The organism is Corynebacterium atrinae, from assembly GCF_030408455.1.
GTDB lineage: Bacteria > Actinomycetota > Actinomycetes > Mycobacteriales > Mycobacteriaceae > Corynebacterium > Corynebacterium atrinae.
This window is the reverse complement of record NZ_CP046977.1, coordinates 1,804,530-1,824,006: the sequence shown is the minus strand read 5'-3', so window position 1 is coordinate 1,824,006 and position 19,477 is coordinate 1,804,530. Positions and strand designations below refer to the sequence as shown.

18 protein-coding genes and 1 riboswitch are annotated in these 19,477 nt (G+C 59.8%); of the genes, 14 read left to right on the top strand and 4 right to left on the bottom strand.

What is annotated here, in order from left to right; genetic code table 11:
• Positions 1 to 43: 43 nt before the first annotated feature.
• Positions 44 to 742 carry a DUF3043 domain-containing protein gene (locus CATRI_RS08890; protein WP_290216743.1) on the bottom strand — a complete coding sequence of 233 codons (699 nt, stop codon included), beginning with the start codon at positions 740 to 742 and terminating at the stop codon, positions 44 to 46.
• 193 nt (positions 743 to 935) lie between these two features.
• Here CATRI_RS08890 and CATRI_RS08885 point away from each other — a divergent pair, with 193 nt between their 5' ends.
• Entirely contained in the window at positions 936 to 1,280 is a 345-nt protein-coding gene (locus CATRI_RS08885) for a HesB/IscA family protein (RefSeq protein WP_290216741.1), read from the top strand.
• Positions 1,281 to 1,734: 454 nt separating this feature from the next.
• Here CATRI_RS08885 and CATRI_RS08880 read toward each other — a convergent pair whose 3' ends face one another.
• Both CATRI_RS08880 and asnB read right to left on the bottom strand, forming a co-directional pair.
• A complete protein-coding gene (locus tag CATRI_RS08880) occupies positions 1,735 to 2,397 on the bottom strand; it encodes a DUF1345 domain-containing protein (protein WP_290216739.1) in 663 nt (220 codons plus the stop codon).
• A gap of 24 nt (positions 2,398 to 2,421) precedes the next feature.
• Positions 2,422 to 4,344 carry an asparagine synthase (glutamine-hydrolyzing) gene (asnB, locus tag CATRI_RS08875; protein ID WP_290216736.1) on the bottom strand — a complete coding sequence of 641 codons (1,923 nt, stop codon included), beginning with the start codon at positions 4,342 to 4,344 and terminating at the stop codon, positions 2,422 to 2,424.
• Positions 4,345 to 4,781: 437 nt separating this feature from the next.
• On the opposite strand from asnB, the gene ctaC reads away from it, so the two are divergent.
• The 13 genes from ctaC (at position 4,782) to CATRI_RS08810 (ending at position 18,306) form a co-directional block, all read left to right on the top strand.
• Positions 4,782 to 5,876 (top strand): aa3-type cytochrome oxidase subunit II, encoded by a 1,095-nt coding sequence (gene ctaC / locus CATRI_RS08870; protein ID WP_290216733.1) that lies wholly within the window; start codon positions 4,782 to 4,784, stop codon positions 5,874 to 5,876.
• Positions 5,877 to 5,891: 15 nt separating this feature from the next.
• On the top strand, positions 5,892 to 6,323 hold the full coding sequence (gene ctaF, locus CATRI_RS08865; protein ID WP_290216732.1) for an aa3-type cytochrome oxidase subunit IV: 432 nt from the start codon (positions 5,892 to 5,894) through the stop codon (positions 6,321 to 6,323).
• Between the two features lie 559 nt (positions 6,324 to 6,882).
• Positions 6,883 to 7,497, top strand: coding sequence for an aa3-type cytochrome oxidase subunit III (gene ctaE / locus CATRI_RS08860; RefSeq protein WP_290216730.1), 615 nt, complete (start codon positions 6,883 to 6,885; stop codon positions 7,495 to 7,497).
• A 70-nt stretch (positions 7,498 to 7,567) separates the two neighbouring features.
• Positions 7,568 to 8,455 (top strand): cytochrome bc1 complex diheme cytochrome c subunit, encoded by an 888-nt coding sequence (gene qcrC, locus CATRI_RS08855; RefSeq protein ID WP_290216728.1) that lies wholly within the window; start codon positions 7,568 to 7,570, stop codon positions 8,453 to 8,455.
• A complete protein-coding gene (gene qcrA / locus CATRI_RS08850; RefSeq protein ID WP_290216726.1) occupies positions 8,452 to 9,669 on the top strand; it encodes a cytochrome bc1 complex Rieske iron-sulfur subunit in 1,218 nt (405 codons plus the stop codon). The genes qcrC and qcrA overlap by 4 nt, the downstream gene beginning before the upstream one ends.
• Positions 9,669 to 11,297 (top strand): cytochrome bc1 complex cytochrome b subunit, encoded by a 1,629-nt coding sequence (gene qcrB, locus CATRI_RS08845; RefSeq protein ID WP_290216724.1) that lies wholly within the window; start codon positions 9,669 to 9,671, stop codon positions 11,295 to 11,297. Before qcrA ends, qcrB begins: the two co-directional genes overlap by 1 nt.
• 496 nt (positions 11,298 to 11,793) lie before the next feature.
• Positions 11,794 to 11,983, top strand: a riboswitch (cyclic di-AMP (ydaO/yuaA leader).
• An 11-nt stretch (positions 11,984 to 11,994) separates the two neighbouring features.
• Positions 11,995 to 12,615, top strand: a complete 621-nt coding sequence (locus CATRI_RS08840; RefSeq protein ID WP_290216722.1) for an NlpC/P60 family protein — start codon at positions 11,995 to 11,997, stop codon at positions 12,613 to 12,615.
• Positions 12,616 to 12,808: 193 nt separating this feature from the next.
• Complete coding sequence (locus CATRI_RS08835) at positions 12,809 to 13,831, top strand: C40 family peptidase (RefSeq protein WP_290216721.1); 1,023 nt, start codon at positions 12,809 to 12,811, stop codon at positions 13,829 to 13,831.
• A 4-nt stretch (positions 13,832 to 13,835) separates the two neighbouring features.
• On the top strand, positions 13,836 to 14,963 hold the full coding sequence (locus CATRI_RS08830) for a glycosyltransferase family 4 protein (RefSeq protein ID WP_290216719.1): 1,128 nt from the start codon (positions 13,836 to 13,838) through the stop codon (positions 14,961 to 14,963).
• A 91-nt stretch (positions 14,964 to 15,054) separates the two neighbouring features.
• Positions 15,055 to 16,020 (top strand): ROK family glucokinase, encoded by a 966-nt coding sequence (locus CATRI_RS08825; protein WP_290216717.1) that lies wholly within the window; start codon positions 15,055 to 15,057, stop codon positions 16,018 to 16,020.
• Positions 16,021 to 16,048: 28 nt separating this feature from the next.
• Positions 16,049 to 16,789, top strand: coding sequence for a lysophospholipid acyltransferase family protein (locus tag CATRI_RS08820; protein WP_290216715.1), 741 nt, complete (start codon positions 16,049 to 16,051; stop codon positions 16,787 to 16,789).
• 95 nt (positions 16,790 to 16,884) lie between these two features.
• A complete protein-coding gene (locus tag CATRI_RS08815; protein WP_290216713.1) occupies positions 16,885 to 18,060 on the top strand; it encodes an acyltransferase family protein in 1,176 nt (391 codons plus the stop codon).
• Between the two features lie 63 nt (positions 18,061 to 18,123).
• On the top strand, positions 18,124 to 18,306 hold the full coding sequence (locus CATRI_RS08810) for a hypothetical protein (protein ID WP_290216711.1): 183 nt from the start codon (positions 18,124 to 18,126) through the stop codon (positions 18,304 to 18,306).
• Here the strand turns inward: CATRI_RS08810 and CATRI_RS08805 are convergent, their stop codons facing one another.
• A complete protein-coding gene (locus tag CATRI_RS08805; RefSeq protein ID WP_290216709.1) occupies positions 18,307 to 19,467 on the bottom strand; it encodes a glycosyltransferase 87 family protein in 1,161 nt (386 codons plus the stop codon).
• Positions 19,468 to 19,477 lie beyond the last annotated feature (10 nt).

The window sequence follows — 19,477 nt, the reverse complement described above, 5'->3', positions numbered from 1 at the left end:
AAGCCTCCATCACACGAGTAGACAGATCAAGGACTACTAAGGACTACGGCTGATCGCCGACCGACAAACGCGGCTTCGGCGTCCGCCACTTACGCGGCTGCGTCGCGCGGGAATAAGCGTAGAACCCGAGCCCCAAACCCGCAGCAGACGTGCCAGGGAACTTCGCCCGGACCGCACGATTAACCTTCGAACCCAACCAAATGCCCTCGATGAAGAAGAAGACCATCAGCACCATCGCGAACATGGACATGATGTTGGCAAACTGCGGCAACCACGTACCAACGAACAAGATCACCAACAAGCCAATTGCCACCGGCATGACGTAGTTGTTGAGGAAGCGGCGGGAATCAATCCAGTCACGCACAAAACGACGCTCCTCGCCCCGGTCGCGCGCCATGAGGTAACGCTCGTCGCCTCGATCCATAGCGGCCTGCATATCCCGCTGGTGTTTACGAGACTCCTCCCGCTCCTTCGCCTTGTATGCCTTCCACTCCTCCTTCGACATCGACTTCTTTAGCTCTTTTCGCTGAGCATTGCGCTGAGCAGGGGAACGAGGAGTCGAAGGATCGCGGATCACACCCCGCTCGATCTCCACCTCCCGCCGCTTGGGAGTCGGCCGCCCCTTCGGCGGTGTGTAGCCCTTAGGGCGCTGCTCCGACTCCGCAGAGGACTGCTCAGCGCTCGTCGGAGAGTTGACGTCAGTAGAAGAAGGATTCTCGGATTTTTGCCACGGGAGTTTCACGAATCCCAGGCTACAAGGCTCGGCCCACGAATCGGGAATATGGGTCCACAGATGAGCGTTGACGATAAGTAAGCGGACCGCCGTCCACACTTAGGATGCCCTGAAACCCAGGTGGCCCCTCCCCCGGGATCCAGGGTATGGTGGTCGGCTATACGCCGCACACCGGCAGCACAACAATCTCAAGGAGAACCCCATGACCGCCCCTACCTCCAGCACCGGCGTTATCCTCACCGACGCTGCGGCCGTCAAGGCCAAAGCCCTCCTGGATCAGGAAGGCCGTGACGACCTCGCCCTCCGCATCGCCGTCCAGCCCGGTGGCTGCGCCGGCCTTCGTTACCAGCTCTACTTCGACGACCGCACCCTCGATGGCGACAAGGCCGACGAGGTCGGTGGCGTCCGCCTCGTCGTAGACAAGATGTCCGTTCCCTACCTCACCGGTGCTCGCATCGATTTCGCTGACACCATCGAGTCCCAGGGCTTCACCATCGATAACCCCAATGCCGGCGGTTCCTGCGCCTGCGGCGATTCCTTCAACTGATGTTTTTATGACGGCAGATACTTAACGGCAGTGGCCGGTTCCCCCTTTTGGGTAGGGGGAGCCGGCCACTGTTGGTTTGAGGGTGGTTTTGAGGGGCGCCAGCGTGGTCGGGGGTCGTCGCGATGTCCTGGTCGCGACGTGAGCGGCGCGGTGGCGGTGAATCCCCAGGTCGCGTTGAGCTGATGGTGCTGGGGGAGGGCTTCCGGTCGCGAGGACGGCTGATTGCGACGTCCTGATTGCGACGTGAGCGGCGAGGCGGCGGTGAATCCCCAGGTCGCGTCGCGCCGATGGTGCTCGGGGAGGGCTTCCGGTCGCGAGGACGGCTGATCGCGACGTCCTGATCGCGACCTGAGCGGCGCTGTGGCGGTGAATCCCCAGGTCGCGTTGCGCTGATGGCGTCAAAATGCCCTAAAAGTCGCGAGGAGCCCGTCGCGATCACATCCGGACAGGCAGCTTAAGCCAGCGAAACCACCAAATTGATGGTCGTGGCCATGATGGCGGTGCCAAAGATGAAGGCGTAGAAGCTGTGGATAAGGATCGTCGTCCTGATCTTGGAGGTCGTGATCGACGTGTCCGAAACCTGGTACGTCATGCCTGTCGAGAACGCCATGTAGGCGAAGTCGAGGTAGCGGGGCGGATCGTCTTGGTTGAAGTCGATGCCCTTTGGTGGGTCGTTTTCGAAGTACTCTGCGGCGTAACGCAGGGTGAAGACGGTGTGAATGAGCAGCCAGCTGGCCACGATGACCGTCAGGGCTGTTCCTGCGCTGATGGCGCGTTGGAGGTCGGCAGCACGGGAGGTGTCAATGAGGAGGAGAATGACCGTGGCAAAGGAGAGGACCGTGGCCAGGTTGAGCAACAGGCGGCGTGCGCGGCTGGACGGGACTTCGCCTCCGGCGTGGGCGGCGGTTCCGGCCGCGTCGAGATGCGCGAATGAGCGCCACGCAGAGATATTGAATGCCACGGCTGCCGCGCCCCAGGCGTAGGCCGGGGCGCGCAACCAGTTCCCGGTGAACCCGGCGATGAGGAAAACTACCAGGCCAACGCCGAGCATGAGCCACGCTCGGCGGGTGGCCTGGGTGCGAGCGGTGGGGCCGTGATGAGGGGATCCAGAAGGCATGCGTCTCACTCTAGAGGGAGCACACTAGAGAGAAACAGGGTAGTCCTTCTCCTCGATCTGCGGATCGATGCGGTTCTCGACAAAGATGCCGTGCCAGATCATGAACGCCAGGACGGTCCACAGGCGGCGGGAATGATCAGAGACGCCGTCGCGGTGTTCCTTGAGCATTTCCAACACGGCGGGACGGTTGAAGATGTCGTCGGTCTGGGATTCGTTGATGGTGTCGAGCGCCCAGCCGAAGAGTTCGTCACCGGCGAGCCAGTGGCGCATCGGCACCGGGAATCCGAGTTTCTTGCGGTGCAGCACGTGCGGGGGAACGATCTGCTCCATGGCCTTGCGCAGCGCATACTTGGTCGTCCCGTTGGAGATTTTCAAGTCGTAAGGGATGGTTTGGGCCACCGCAAAGACTTCTTTGTCCAAGAAAGGAACGCGCAGTTCGAGGGAGTTGGCCATGTTGATTTTGTCGGCCTTGACCAGGATGTCCCCGCGCATCCACGTGAACAGGTCCAGGTGCTGCATCCGGGCGACGGGGTCCATGTCGCGGGATTGAGCGTAGATCGGAGCGGTGACTTCTTTGTGGTCCCACTCTTCTTTTGCCCACGGGATGACTCGTTGCAACTGTTCGAAGTTGAATGATCGAGCGTTGCCGTAATAGCGCTCTTCCATGGTTTGGGAGCCGCGCTCGAGCAGTGACTTTCCCTTCACCCCGTCAGGTAGCACGCGGGAGAGGTGTCGCAGTCCCTTGCGCAGTGGAGTGGGGATCTTTTCAAATGGCGCGAGCGAGAGAGGCTCTTTATAGATGGTGTAGCCACCGAAGAGCTCATCGGCGCCTTCGCCGGAAAGAACAACCTTGACGTGTTTGCGTGCTTCCTGTGCCACGAAGAACAGCGGTACCAGGGACGGGTCGGCTACCGGGTCGTCGAGGTACCACATGATCTTCGGGATGGCGTTGGCGTACTCCTCAGGTGAAACGACTTTCACGATGTGTTCGACGCCGATGGCTGCCGCCGATTCTGCCGCCACGTCCACCTCGGAGTAGCCCTCGCGCTCGAAGCCGGTGGTGAAGGTCAACAAGTTCGGGTTGTGGCGCTTCGCCAGCGTCGCAATGGCGGTTGAATCGATACCACCGGATAGGAAGGACCCGACCGTGACATCGGCGCGCATATGCTTCTCGACGCTATCTTCCAACACCCGCGCAATCCGGTCGAACAGGTCCTGTTCTCGTCCCTTCGGGACTTCCTGTACTGGGAAGGAGGGCTTAAAATACCGCTTATCGACGACCGCCCCTCCCGGGCGTAGCGTCACCGTGCAGCCGGACTCCACACGCCTAATCGCGGTGTGGAGAGATTCCGGCTCGGGCACATACTGCAGGTCGACGTAGTGCTCGATACCCCGCTGGTCAAGGCTGAGATCCAGACCCAACTCCGGGGCCATTTCGAGAATGGACTTCTTCTCCGAGGCGAAGACCGTGCCAGCGTCCGCAGTCGCGTAATACAGCGGCTTAATGCCGAATTGGTCCCGCGCGCAGAACATCACCTGCTCCTGGCTATCCCAGATGGTGAAGGCAAACATGCCGCGCAGATGCTCCACAACGTCCTCGCCCCAATGGTGGTAGCCCACAACGATGGTTTCTGAGTCACCATTGGTGTTGAACTGCCAGCCAGCGGCGCCGAGCTCCTCGTGCAGCTCAAGATAGTTGTAGATCTCGCCGTTAAAGATGAGGGCGTAACGCTCGGGAGACTCCGGTGGTCCCCAAACCAATGGCTGATGGGAGTGCTCCAAGTCCACGATGGACAAGCGGTTAAACCCGAACACGGCGTGCTCGTCATTCCACGTGCCCGCTTCATCGGGGCCGCGATGGCGCATACACGGCAACGCGCGAGTGACCGCCTCGACATAGTCAGGGGCGTTGCCGCGGCTAGTGAGCAAGCCTATAAAGCCACACATCTAAGAATTTCTCCTCTATATAGCGGGATGCATCCGGGGGAGCGGACCATGAGAAGTGGATGGCCCTACGATACGGCCGAAGGGGGAGTTAGCGCTAAATCACGGCGTTGTGGGCCTTCGGGCTCCGGGGGTGCAGGGCTGGGGAAACGAGCAAAGGGGTGAACTCGCACCCTAACGGAGGGATACTTTCGGATGATGGAGGCAACTAGTCAATGTGAGTTGGGTTACATGGCACTGCGTGCTTGTCCAGCACCTTTCGGAGGTTATCCCACATGGGCTGTAACATCCTGGGGGAATTATGTGGCGTTGGTGGGCAATTACCCTGCGCGGGGGAAGTGAAACCACTCGGATGAGGTCCGTGGATGAACTATCCTCCTGAGATAGGAATGCTTCACCAGTGTTCAAGGGATTTAGTGTGGACAGGAAGGCAGACACACGTGGAACAGCGTAAAAAACGCGGTCTCGCTCGCAAGGCGGGTCTCGGCGGTGTGATGGCTCTCGGCGGCATGATGCTTGCTGGTTGCGACGTCGCACCCCCAGAGGGCGTCGGCAAGATTCTAGGCATGGGCTGGCCGACGGGTATCACCCCGGAAGCTACCGCCATGTACAACTTCTGGGTGTGGGTCTGGGTTACCGCCTGGATTATCGGCATCATCATGTGGATTCTCATGCTGGTGGCCATCTTCAGCTGGGGTGCCAAGAAGGCGGAAAAGAAGGGCAAGGGCGAGTTCCCGAAGCAGCTTCAGTACAACATTCCGCTTGAGCTGGTGCTGACCATCATGCCGATCGTGATCGTCATGGTCCTGTTCTTCTTCACCATCCAGACCCAACACAAGGTTGTTGCCCTGGATAAGGACCCGCAGGTTACGGTCGACGTCACCGCATTCCAGTGGAACTGGAAGTTCGGCTACCAGAACGTGGCCGCTGAACTGAGCCCCACTGGTTCTGACTACGACGGTGCGGACGCCGAGCGTCAAGCATTGGCTGACCTGTCCAAGGTGGATGACCCGGAGACGGTGAAGAACCCGAACCCGATCCATGGCATGTCCAAGGGTGATCAGTCCTACCTCCACTTCAACAAGATCGAGACTCTTGGCACCACCGAAGAGGTTCCGGTCTTGGTCCTCCCGACCAACACTGCAATTGAGTTCCAACTCGCCTCCGGCGACGTTGCTCACTCTTTCTGGATCCCGGAGTTCCTGTTCAAGCGCGACGCTTACGCCCACCCGGAAGCCAACCAGCAGCAGCGAGCTTTCCAGATTGAAGCAATCGAAGAAGAAGGTGCCTTCGTCGGTCGCTGTGCCGAGATGTGTGGCACCTACCACTCGATGATGAACTTCGAGCTGCGTGCTGTCTCCCCGGAGGACTTCCGCGCCTACATGCAATACCGCATCGACAACCCCGATGCCCCGAATTCCGCGGCACTCGAGTCGATCGGACAGGCGCCTTACGCAGTCTCTACCCACCCGTTCAACTCGTCCCGTCAGACCTGGGACGGCGACAACGTCGTCGACAACAACGCCAACACCTAAGCGGGGAGAAAAGCAATGAATCCTAGCTCAAAACTGCTGTACGGAATCTCCGCGTTCCTCGGCCTCATGGCGTTGATCTACATCTTCGCCACGGTCAACGTTCAGGATGACGCGTACCTCTACGGCGCGGAGTGGGTCGGCATCGTCGCCCTCGTCCTGTCCTTCGGTCTCGCAATCATGCTCGCTGGCTACATCAATTTCACCGAGCGGCGCACCGATATTGTTCCTGAGGATTGGGAAGAGGCTGAGGTCGCTGACAAGGCCGGTATTCTCGGTTTCTTCTCTCCGAGCTCTATCTGGCCCGCAGCTATGGCCGGTTCCATCGCGGTCCTCGGACTCGGCATCGCCTTCTGGCACTTCTGGATGATTGGCCTCGGTGCAGTACTTCTCGTATGGTCCGGCACCATGTTGAATCTCCAGTACGGGCTGCCTAAGGAAAAGCACTAGTTTCCTTAGTGGTCTGAACGAACTCCACGCAATCCTGGCGGCGCCTCCCCTTGAGAAGGGGGAGGCGCCGTTTTGCTCGCTGTGGTTCAGGCTGGCGACCATCGTCCGGGAGGGGGTGCCTACTGCTTCGCCTACCGGGAAGCGAAGTGTCATCGGCACCACACCTCAGTCAGCCACGGATATCTGCATTTTGTGGTGCTCGAAGCGGGGGTTGGTGCAGTTCAGAGGGGGTCAACCGAAAGTTTGAAAGCAGGGGAAAGCGCGCCGCTTGCATGTGATTTAGATCTCTTTGGGTGATTGTGTGGTTCTCGAGACCGTGGGTGAATCATCGGGTATCGTTGCGCGAAACAAGTGTCCTTGGGGGGTCGAGGACACTAATGGGGGAGATGACCTGCACGAATGCCTCGTCGTTCAATGTGGTGGAAAAGTTCCCGGGGGTAAGGGGAAAAGTTCAGGAACTTGGGGTGCCTCCAAAACCGCAGGTCGCGTTCCTAAAGGCCCATTCTTGGCGGGGGGATATGAAGTGACTTCCCCCTCTCAACCCGTCATACTTACATACGTGACGAGCGCAGTTTCAAACCCAGGTATGGCAGCACCACAGCGTGTTCCGGCACTGAACCGACCCAACATGGTCAGTGTCGGCACCATTGTGTTCCTGTCGCAGGAATTGATGTTCTTCGCCGGACTGTTCGCGATGTACTTCACATCGCGTGCGAATGGCCTAGCAGGAGACTGGGAGTATCAGACTTCCCACCTCAACGTGACTTATGGATTCATCATTACGACGATCCTTGTGGTCTCCTCCTTCACCGCACAGTTGGGCGTCTTCGCAGCTGAAAGGGGTGACGTATACGGTCTTCGACGCTGGTTTGGCATCACCGTGGCATTGGCAGTGGCCTTCCTTGGCTTCCTGTCCTTCGAGTACTACGAGATGATCCATCACGGTGTGACTATTCAGTCCAGCGTCTTTGGTTCCGTTTTCTACATCATTACGGGCTTCCACGCAGCCCACGTGACGGCCGGTGTGATCGCGTTTGTCGTGATCCTCCTCCGTCTCCAAAAGTCCAAGTTCACGCCGGCACAGGCCACCGCGGCCATGGTCGTGTCGTACTACTGGCACTTCGTCGACGTTATTTGGATCGGCGTCTTCATCACTTTGTACCTAGTCCAGTAGGCCGTAGCCAGCCGAGCTACTCGGCCTACAGCCCTTCACTTTCCGTTCACGATTTTCAAAAGGGAAACTGATGGAAAATACTCCGAACAACGCCGCGGGCGACACTTCGTCGAACACCCCGGCTAAGAAGGTCCGCAGTCGGCGCAAGGCGCGTCGGCTCATCGCGGGCGCCTTCGCATTGACCCTCGGCCTCACCGGCGCGGGTCTTCTCGCAACGGCGCTGACTCCGGACGCACAGGTAGCCACCGCGCAGCGTGATGATCAGGCTCTGATCCAAGAGGGCAAGGACCTCTACAATCTGGCCTGCATCACCTGCCACGGTGCCAACCTCCAAGGCGTCCCGGATCGCGGACCGTCGCTCATCGGCACCGGCGAAGGTGCCGTTTACTTCCAGGTTCACTCCGGCCGTATGCCGATGATGTCGAATGACGCTCAGGCTGAGCGTAAGACTCCTCGCTACACCGAGCAGCAGACTCTCGCTATGGCCGCTTACGTGGCAGCCAATGGTGGCGGTCCGGAGCTCGTGTACAACGAGGACGGCACCATCGCTATGGAGGATCTCCGTGGTGCTAACTACAACGGCCAGATCGACGCCCAAGACATCGCCCGCGGTGGCGAGCTCTTCCGTCTGAACTGCGCCTCCTGCCACAACTTCACCGGTCGTGGTGGCGCACTCTCCTCCGGAAAGTACGCCCCGACCCTGGATCCTGCGAACGAGCAGGAAATCTACCAGGCCATGCTGACCGGGCCGCAGAACATGCCTAAGTTCTCTGATCGTCAGCTGTCTGCCGACGAGAAGAAGGACATCATCGCCTTCATCAAGGCTTCCAAGGAGACTCCGTCTCCCGGCGGATGGAGCCTCGGTGGCCTCGGCCCCGTCTCTGAAGGTATGGCTATGTGGTTCATTGGCATCACCCTAGTTGGTGCAGCCGCAATGTGGATTGGATCGCGCTCATGAGCAACGACAAGAAGAAGTACACCAAGCAGGAACTCAACGCTATGAGCAACGATGAGCTCGCCCGCCTGGGCACTGAGCTTGACGATGTCACCGTTGCGTACCGCAAGGCACGCTTCCCGGTTCCCAATGACCCCGCTGAGAAGCGGGCGTCTCGCAGCGTCGCAATCTGGTTGATCATCGCCATCGTGACGGCGATTGCCTTCCTGGGCGTCTACATCTTCTGGCCGTGGGAGTTTAAGAACTTGGGCGAAGAGGGACACCTCTTCCACACCTTCTACACACCGCTGCTGGGCCTTACCGCCGGTCTTTCCATCATCTCGCTGGGAATGGCTGTCGTCTTGTACGTGAAGAAGATTGTGCCCGAGGAGATCTCGGTCCAGCGTCGTCACGACGGCCCCTCGGAAGAGGTCGACCGTCGCACGATCACGGCATTGCTGAACGACTCCTGGGAGACTTCCACCCTCGGTCGTCGTAAGGCTCTCCAGGGGCTCTTCGGCGGCGCGGCGGTTCTTTTCGGTCTGGTTGTTGTAGCCCCGCTGGGCGGCATGATCAAGAACCCGTGGAAGAAGGGCGAGCTCGGCATCATGGGTGACGGCACGCTGTGGACCTCCGGATGGACCCTGCAGAACGAGGGCGTCAAGCTGTACCTCGCTCGCGACACGGGTGCTGTCGCCGAGGAGCACAAGGGGCAGGCCGGTACCCACTGGACCACCGCTGGTGTTTCCCGCTTGGTCCGAGTCCGTCCTGAGGATCTCGCCGCTGGCGGAATGGAGACCGTCTACCCGTTGACTGAGGAAGACTGCAACGATGGCGACCTCTACGATCCCACCCGCGATGTGTACGAGAACCAGATGCACTCCATCCATGGCCCTCGTAACTCTGTCATGCTTATTCGCCTTCGTTCTGCTGACGCGGAGCGCGCAATTGAGCGTGAGGGTCAGGAATCCTTCCACTACGGCGACTACTACGCCTACTCGAAGATCTGCACCCACATTGGTTGCCCGACCTCGCTCTACGAGGCTCAGACCAACCGAATCCTGTGCCCTTGCCACCAGTCGCAGTTCGACGCACTGCAGTACGGAAAGCCCGTCTTCGGTCCCGCCGCCCGTGCACTTCCGCAGCTGCCGATCACTGTGGATGAAGACGGTTACCTGGTAGCAAACGGTAACTTCATTGAGCCCGTCGGCCCGGCATTCTGGGAGCGTAAGTCATAATGAGCAAAAAACTTGCCCAAGCTGGCAACAATATCGATTCCCGCTACACCATCGCGGGCCTCATTCGCCCGCAGTTGAACAAGGTCTTCCCGACCCACTGGTCCTTCATGCTGGGAGAGATGGCGCTCTACAGCTTCATCATCCTGCTGCTGACCGGTGTGTACCTGGCACTGTTCTTCGACCCGTCGATTACCAAGGTGATTTACGACGGTGCGTACCTTCCGCTCAACGGCGTCGAAATGTCACGTGCCTACGCAACGGCCCTGGATATTTCCTTCGAAGTCCGCGGAGGCCTTTTCGTCCGGCAGATGCACCACTGGGCCGCACTGATGTTCATGATGGCCATGGTCGTGCACATGCTGCGCGTCTTCTTCACCGGTGCGTTCCGTCGCCCGCGTGAAGCCAACTGGATCATCGGTTGTACCCTCATCATCCTCGGCATGGCCGAAGGCTTCATGGGCTACTCCCTCCCGGATGACCTGCTCTCCGGCGTCGGCCTGCGCATCATGTCTGCCATCATTGTTGGTCTGCCGATCATCGGTACCTGGCTGCACTGGCTCATCTTCGGTGGCGACTTCCCGTCCGATCTGATGCTGGACCGTTTCTACATCGCGCACGTCCTCATCATTCCGGGCATTATCCTCGGTTTGATTGCGGCTCACCTGGCCCTGGTTTGGTACCAGAAGCACACTCAGTTCCCGGGCGCTGGCCGCACCGAGAACAACGTGGTTGGTATTCGCATCATGCCGCTGTTCGCCACCAAGGCAATCGGCTTCGGCCTCTTGACCGCCGGTGTGCTCGCGCTGATGTCCGGCCTCACCACGATCAATGCTATTTGGACGATCGGCCCCTACAATCCTTCGCAGGTCTCCGCAGGCTCCCAGCCTGACGTCTACATGCTGTGGACTGACGGTGTTGCCCGAGTCATGCCGGCGTGGGAGCTCTACCTTGGCAACTACACCATTCCCTCCGCCTTCTGGGTTGCCCTGGTCTGTGGTCTGATGGTCGTGGCTCTGTTCGCTTACCCGTGGATTGAGAAGAAGGCCACTGGCGACGATGCTCACCACAACTTGCTGCAGCGTCCGCGCGATGTTCCGGTTCGTACCGGCATCGGCGTTATGTCCATCGTGTTCTTCATGCTGGTTACCATCTCTGGTGGTAACGACCACGTGGCCCACTTCTTCCAGATCTCGCTGAATGCTATGACCTGGGTGGGACGCATCGGCATCATCATCTTGCCGCCGCTGGCCTACTACGTCACTCACCGCATCTGTGTTGGTCTGCAGCGCTCTGACCGCGAGGTCCTGGAGCACGGTATCGAAACCGGCGTCATCAAGCAGATGCCGAATGGTGCCTTCGTCGAGATCCACCAGCCGCTAGGCCCGGTCGACTCTCATGGGCACCCGGTGCCGTTGGCGTACGCAGGCGCACGAGTCCCGAAGCAGATGAACGAGCTCGGCTTCGCCGATGTCGTCAGCCGCGGCGGCGCGTTCAGCCCGGATCCGCAGGATGTCACCGATCGCCTCGACTCCATTCACCACGAGAATGAGGCAGAAGAGAAGGCCATGTTCGAGAAGCTGCAAGAGGCTAATCGTCAGGCTGATCGCGACAAGGGCCTGCTCGACTAGTAGGTTCTGAAAGACTGCGCTCACCAATTAGGAGCCCGGCACCCAATACCTGGGGGTGCCGGGCTCCTTCTTTATATATAGGAGAAGCGCTGTCGCGTTCGTCTAGTGCAGAAGGCTCAACACGAGGAAGGCATCTCGAACCGTTACATTTGTGACTCGCGGTGCGGATGGGACATTATCCTTAAGGGTGTGAGCGGGATCACAAAAAACGTTTGTCGCCGAAGCTGGGAGTCTCCGGAGAGCATTCTTGGAACGTTTTCTGACTCAAAAGGGGATGGCATCGTTGCAGGTAGTCGCAGATATCTCGTGTCCTTATTGGAGGTCATGTCCCAATCGTCTTGCCTGTCAGTCGGAGGTCGCCTCTGCCGCGACGGGTTGATAACGGCTTCATAACAACGCCTGATTGACGTGTGGGTTGGACAAGTTTCGTTGTTGTTTCGTAACCTGATTGAGACATTGAGGTGCTTCACCATGAAGCAGCCACATGATGTGAACTGAAAATACCAAGCCTAATCCGAACCGAGGGTATTCCACTAGGGGTGCCAGTGGGGAGGGGCCGGGGAACCACCAGCATTCATCTGGGGTGAATTCCCGCAAGAGCGGCGATTTGATCGCCGTGGAGTGGGGTAGGGAAGCTTCCGTCTCCCAACCCGACAGCTAACCCGGTAGGCGCACAGGAAGATTTGGAGAAATATCCATGGCAAAGCACCGCCGTATCAGCAAGACCGCTACCCGTCGCGCAGCGACTGCCTCCGCCGTCGTTATGGGTGCAACCCTTCTGGCCCCCGGCGCTGCTAACGCAGTCGAGGTCGCAGTCCCGAACACGGACATTCGTTTCAACGTTCAGGGCCTCGACGCGGTACCCGGCATTCAGTCCAACCCCGTTGCTCAGCAGTTCATCCCGAACCTGCAGGCCGAGGTTAACAACTTCACCTCCAACGTCCCCAACCCAATTGCTGCATCCTCGTCGAACTCTACGGGCGAGGCTATCGTCGCAGCTGCCCGCTCCAAGATTGGCGCTCCCTACAGCTGGGGTGCTGTGGGGCCGAACGCTTTCGACTGCTCCGGTCTGACCTCCTGGGCATACCAGCAGGTGGGCAAGTCGATCCCGCGCACCTCTCAGGCGCAGGCATCTGCTGGCCAGCAGGTTTCTCTTGATTCCTTGCAGCCCGGCGACGTCATCGCTTACTACGGCGGCGCATCGCACGTTGGCATCTACGCTGGCAACGGCATGATCATCGACGCACTCGGCTCCGGCACTCCGGTCGCTGAGCGTCCCCTGAACTACATGCCGATCCACTCGGCAGTGCGCTTCTAGGCTGCACTCTTCCGCGCCGCCCCGCACCAGTTGTGTTGGGCGGCGTTGGTGATTCCATCCTTGGTCCGGTTAGGCACTTTGGTCACACTCGTCGCTTAAGTCACGACTTTCTAGGCGGCTAGCAACTCTTCCTCAGGAGGGGCTTATAGTTGGAACGTCCTTTGTGTTTCACCCAGTTGTAGAGAGCGTTCCCTTGTCTTTTCGTCTGCACCTCAATCGTCGATACCGAACCATTGCTGCCAGCATTGTGGCAGCTGTGCTGTTGACCTCGAATGAGGCGATGGTGCGCGCTGATGATGTCGATACGCTCATCGCGGCGATGGACGAGATTTCTCATGAGGCAACCAGCCAGAGCGAAGAAGTCAAGCAACTCGAGGTTGATATCGAGGAAAGCCAGCAACACCTCGATTCGCTGCGGGTGGAGGCTGAAGGCGCACGCGAGCGGGCACAGGTTGCCCAGGAGGCTGAGCGGGCATTCCAGGGGCAGGTTAATGACATTGCGGGGGCGAAATACCGCGGTACCATGATTGACCCCATCACCAATGCCATAGCGGCCCGCAGCCCCCAAAACGCCATCGATCGCTCGGCGTATCTAGCGACGCTGACGCGGAACACGGAGAGGGCCGTCGAAAAGCTTTCCGACGCCACTGCGGAGGCAGGTAAGGCGCATACCGACGCCTCCCGTGCTTTGGCGGAGGCTGGGTTCCAGCAGTCACTGCTGGAGCAACAAAAGCGCACGCTCGAGGAGCAGCAGGATGAACTCAAAGCACGGGTGAAGGATATCGAGGAGAAGGTCAACGGGCTCAGTCCCGAAGACCGAGCTAGGTGGATGGCAAAGAATAACCCTCTCACCGGGTTGGACATCGCCTCCTTTGCCGGGAGTGGCGCGGTGTCGGCAGCATTGAGCAAGCTGGGTTCGCCATATGGCTGGGGTGCAAGCGGTCCGAACCAATTTGACTGCTCTGGCCTGATGTACTGGGCTTACCAGCAGCAGGGGAAGTCCATTCCGCGCACTTCTCAGGCACAGCTCGCCGGAGGTACTCCGGTTTCTCGGGCGGAGCTCCAGCCGGGAGACATCGTCGGATACTACCCGGGTGTGACCCACGTGGGGATGTATATCGGGAACGGGCAGCTCGTCCATGCCTCGGACTACGGCATTCCGGTTCAGGTGGTCTCGGTCGACTCCATGCCGTGGGCCGGCGCTGCGCGCTTCTAGCCCTATGGCGCGCACTCTTCTCGTCACCAACGACTTTCCCCCGACAGTCGGGGGCATCCAATCCTATGTACGGGACTTCGTTGCCACGCTTGACCCATCAGAGGTCATCGTGTTCGCCTCCACACAGGATGCTGCCCTGGCGGCTGAATACGACCGGCAGGCGGAGTACAAGGTTGTCCGGTGGCCTCGGAGGGTCATGCTGCCTACTCCGGCGACGTCGCGGCGCATGGCGGAGATCATCGCGCAGGAGAAAATTGACACTGTGTGGTTTGGGGCAGCGGCGCCTCTGGCGCTCATGGCCCACAATGCTCGCCGCGCGGGAGCCCGGAAGATCATTGCGTCTACTCACGGGCATGAAGTCGGATGGTCGATGATTCCGGGAGCTCGCCAGGTGCTGCGGAGGATCGGCAACACGGTGGATGTGGTCACCTTCATCTCTGAATACACATTGCGGCGATTTCGTTCGGCTTTCGGTCCGCACCCTGAATTTGTTCACTTGCCTTCGGGCGTCGACGTGGACCTGTTTACCCCGGCGACAGCTCAAGAACGCGTCGATACTCGGTCTGGGATGAATCTCGGGCCCGATCAACCGGTGGTGGCCTGCATTTCGCGCCTAGTGCCTCGCAAAGGTCAGGATCAGCTGATTCGGGCACTTCCCCAGCTGAGGCGAGAATTCCCGTCGGTACGATTGCTCATCATCGGTCGGGGTCGCGACGAACGCCGCTTGCGGCGCCTGGCCACGGCTAGCGGGGTAGACGACCTCGTGGTCTTCGCTGGCTCGTTGCCGTTCGACCAGATGCGAGCGGTCCTGTCCGCGGCGGATGTTTTTGCCATGCCGGCGCGCACTCGTGGGAAAGGCCTCGATGTCGAGGGCCTCGGTATCGTCTACCTGGAAGCCCAAGCCAGCGGAGTGCCGGTTGTGGCGGGCACCTCCGGTGGGGCACCGGAGACCGTGACGGAGGAGACCGGTGTCGTCGTCGACGGACGCGACCTTTCGGCTTTGACGGAGGCACTTCGTGGCCTCCTGGGGGACGTCGATCGCCGGAGGGCGATGGGGGCGGCGGGCCGCGCGAACGTCGAAAAGCACTGGACGTGGCAGATTATGGGCCAGAGGCTGCGGAGCCTGGTCTAACCAATGTGACTGGGTTCCACGGGCCTCGATATACTTTTCTGATTACACAATTACGCTCAAGACCAGCTTCCAGTTTGATGAAGGTGCCCTGATGACTTCCACTCCGCCCCGTGTAACGGTCGGCTTCGACATCGGCGGCACCAACATTCGAGCGGGAGTGGTGGATGAGCAGGGAAGAATTACTGACATCCGGGTTGCCGCCACACCGTCGACCGCCGTGGAATTGGAAGACACGATCGTGGAGATCGTGTCGGATCTAAGCGGGCACCATGACATTGCTGCGGTCGGATTGGCCGTGGCGGGATTCCTTGATCCGCAGTGCGAAGTCGTGAGATTCGCTCCCCACCTGCCATGGCGGGATGCTCCCGTACGGCGCATTCTCGCGGAGCGCCTTGGGCTACCCGTGCGGCTTGAGCACGACGCCAACTCTGCCGCCTGGGGCGAATACCGGTTCGGTGCGGCGCAAGGCGCTGGCATCTGGGTGTTCTTTGCTCTCGGTACGGGTATCGGCGCGGCATTGATGGTTAACGGCACTCTATTTCGCGGGGCTTTTGGTACCGCCCCCGAATTCGGCCATCTGACGGTTGTTCACGGCGGGCGTGAATGCTCCTGCGGGAAGCGCGGGTGCTTGGAACGCTACGCCTCGGGGACGGCCTTGGTCGACACTGCCTGGGATTTGGCTCCAACGGTTAAGGCTGAGGAAAGCCCCCTCTATCGGGCGATTCTTATGGATCGCGACAAGGTGAGTGGCCACATGGTCATGGAGGCCGCTCGCCTGGGTGATCCGCTGGGAGTGCGCACGGTAGAGAGCTTTGCCCGGTGGGTCGGTGAGGGGCTGGCGATCGTGCAGGACGTGCTCGATCCAGAGATGATCATCGTGGGTGGGGGAGTGTCGCGCGATGCGGACCTTTTCCTCGATGCGGCTTCAGCGAACATGGCGGACAAAATTGTCGGGGCGGGTCACCGACCGCTGCCAACCGTTTCGCGGGCAGAACTAGGTGCGGATGCAGGTATGATTGGCGTGGCTGATCTGGCCCGCCAGCAGGAAAAATTCTAACAACTAGGCGATTGTTCCGGGAGAAGATATGAGCAACAAGTGGTACTGGATGTTTCGAAATGTGTTGATCGGCCCGGTGCTGAAGGTCTGGAACCGAGTGGAGGTCACCGGCCTCGAGAACATCCCTGCCACGGGCCCGGTCGTCATTGCTTCTAATCACCAATCCGTGATGGACTCGTTCTACTTCCCGGCGGTGTGCCCCCGCGAGGTAACTTTCCCGGCCAAGTCGGAGTACTTCACTAACACCGGCGTCGTTGGCGCGATCCAGCGGTGGTTCTTTAAGGCCACGGCCCAGGTGCCGGTTGATCGTAAGGCCTCCAATGCTGGTGACGCGACGTTGGAGGCGGCCACGCGAATTTTGGATAAGGGCGAGATCTTTGCCATCTATCCGGAAGGGACGCGTTCGCCGGATGGCCGGATTTATAAGGGGCGCACGGGGATGGCCCGGATTGCGCTGGCCAACCACGTCGACATCGTTCCCGTCGCCATGATCGGTGCCCGCAACGCAAATCCCATCGGTACGTGGGTCCCGCGTCCGGCCAAGGTGCGGATGAAGGTCGGGGAGCCTATCGACGCCCGCGGCTATGTCACGTCCCTGGGCATCGACCCGGATTCGCGGGAAGCGAGCCGCCCCCTGACGGATCACATCATGGCGATTTTGTCTGACATGACGGGTGAACCCTATGTCGATGTGTATGCCTCGGAGGTGAAGGAATCCTTGGCAGCAGGCCATGGGTACCCCTATGGAGCCGAGCCTAACTTGCACTGACCCGCTTGTATCCTGCTAAATCCCCGGATAGAGTACTTGAGTGAATTGTTGAGTACAGGTCTATTGAATAGCATTATCAGCTTGGGGTGAAGGGTATGACATTGAGCGCCCAGCAACGCCTCGACTGGCCGGACATTGCCAAAGGGCTTTCCATTCTTGGCGTGGTTGTTTTGCACGTAAGTTTGGCGGTTCCAGGCGGCATGGACACGATGCTGGCACACGCCAATCGCCTCCTCGACCCGCTGCGCATGCCGTTGTTCTTCCTCGTCAGTGGTTTCTTCTCCGCCAAGGTTTTGCGGCTATCCTTCGCTGACCTCTTTCTCAAGCGTCTCTGGTTTTTCATCGTCCCATATGTTTTTTGGGGCCCTATTGAGCTGTGGTTGAAGTTCCGCGAGTACCACTTGTTTGACGGCTCACCGATGCCGGTGGCGGGAAAGTATGTTGAATACCTCGCAGAAGGCCGAACCATGTATTGGTTCCTGCTGACGCTCATTGTGTTTAATCTCATCCTGTGGGCAGTTCGAAAACTCAACCCAGGTTTAGTTTTTCTAGTGGCGCTAGTGCCGCTGGTGTTCCTACCCTTCCAATCAGAGCACCTGATGTTCGGCCGTCTGGTTTTGTATTTGCCGCCATTTCTCATTGGTGCCTACCTCCGGGACAGGATTGCCGCGTTTGCGGCTGAGGGGGCGTCGGTACGCAACGTCGTGGGCAGCTCTGCGCTCTACGTGGCGGCCTTCGTTGCATCCCTGTGGTTTTCCATCTATCACGCCAACAACGATGTTGATCTGCCGTGGTTCCTGCCAGGTGCGGAGTACCTCACTCTCAGCGAGGCCCGGGTCGTCGTCATTTCCCTGGTGCAGATGGCCATGATCCCCATGGCGCTGGTGGTGGCGGTGCTGCTGGCTAAGATCAAGGTCGTCGCCCGGGTGCTGAAGTTCCTGGGACACCACACCCTCGTTATCTATTTGGGTCATCCGATGGCGCTGACGGTGTTGTTCCACTACAACGTGCGAAACACTGACCTCGCTATTGCTCGGGACGCTCCGATGCTGTGGGAACATACCGCGTTCTGGATGGTGGTTGGCCTCATCATCTCGGCGATCGGTTCCTACACCATGTGGCTGATTTCGAACATCCCGGTCATCGGCTGGACGATCAAGCCCCCGGCCCTGGCTGGGCGCGTTAACAACGCGGCGACAAGGGCATCTCTCGCGGAACCGTTGGTTGAGGAGCCGGCCCATTCCGCGGGTCAAAAGCCCCGGCATTCCTAATTCGGGAACGCGAGGGTTAGAGTCTCTGTTGGAAACTGAGATATTGACGGTGAGGGGATCGAAATGAAGAGTCTCTGGCTGTGGAAGATCGTGGCGGTCACCGCACTCATCATTGCCTATTTGGTGGTGGCCGCACTTGAGCTCAAAGTGTCCATCATTGCGCCGGTCATCGTCGTCGCCATCGCGCTGATCTTGTTCCTTCCCTTCCGCCCGGCGCACAAGCAGCACCACGACGTCGAAAGATGACTATCGACGTCCGCGTGGTACAAACGCCCGCGGTTGCGTCACCGCCAGCACTGCGAGAACGCAACCCATCGCCACGTAGGAATTGCCCAGGGGCGCCCAACCCGGTCCAATGACCCCGATGGCCGCAATGCATCCCGCCATGAGTATCCAGCGGCCGCTGCGGTAGAGGCCAACTGCGGCGAAGAGGACCGCGAAAGGCACCAACCAGGTCCAATGGTGCGACCAGGACACAGGTGAACACAACAGCGCCGCTAGGGAAGCCAAGAGGACGACGCCCAACTCGCCGCCCGGTAGGCGGTGCACCCGCATCATGCCGCCAACGATGAGGAGGAGGGTAGCGGCGACCAGCCCCACCCAGAGCAGAGACCCTTCTGCGGTGTGCGGGACTCCGAGTCGGGTGAGGAGCCCTTGGATAGATTGGTTCTTGGCGTAACCCAGGTCCCCAATGCGGTCGGTGTGAAACAGCGTCGAGGTCCAATAGGTCCAGGAGTTGTGTGGGCTAATCACCGCGGCGAAGAGGCTGAACCCGAGGCCAGCGGCGATACTGGTCAGGGCCTCTTTCCATTGGCGGCGCACTAAGAATACGAGTCCGAAGACCGCCGGGGTGAGCTTGATGGCTGCGGCTAAGCCGACGAGGACTCCGCGGGGAACCGGGCCTCGTCGCCCGAGCAGATCACTGATGACTAGGGCCATGAGCACAACATTGATTTGCCCGAAGTCGATGGTGGAGCGGATCGGTTCCATGAGCAGGGCGAGAGGCAGGAGCCACAGCGCTAGGAGACGGCGATTGCGACCTGGATACTCGGGGAAGCAGTGGCGCAGCACGATGGTCAGACACCACCAGAGCGCCGCCACCGTCGCAGCGGTGAGGGCCAGGGCCGAAAAATCGAGGGACAGCCAGGTCAAGGGCACGAACAGTATCGCGGCCAGCGGCGGGTAAGTAAACGGCAGGGCCCCACTGTCAACCTCGTAGGAGCGGGTGTAGAGGTTGTCTCCCGCCAAGAAGGCGGCGGCGCCCGAGCGGTAGACATCGGTGTCCACGTGGTACATCCATGTCGGCCCGGGTCGTACCAGCAGGAAGAACAGAATGACAATGAGCGCGAGGATTGCACCCATGGTGGCGGCCCGGCGGGCGCGGGGTGATAGCGAAAGTCCAACCATGTGCGGGAGT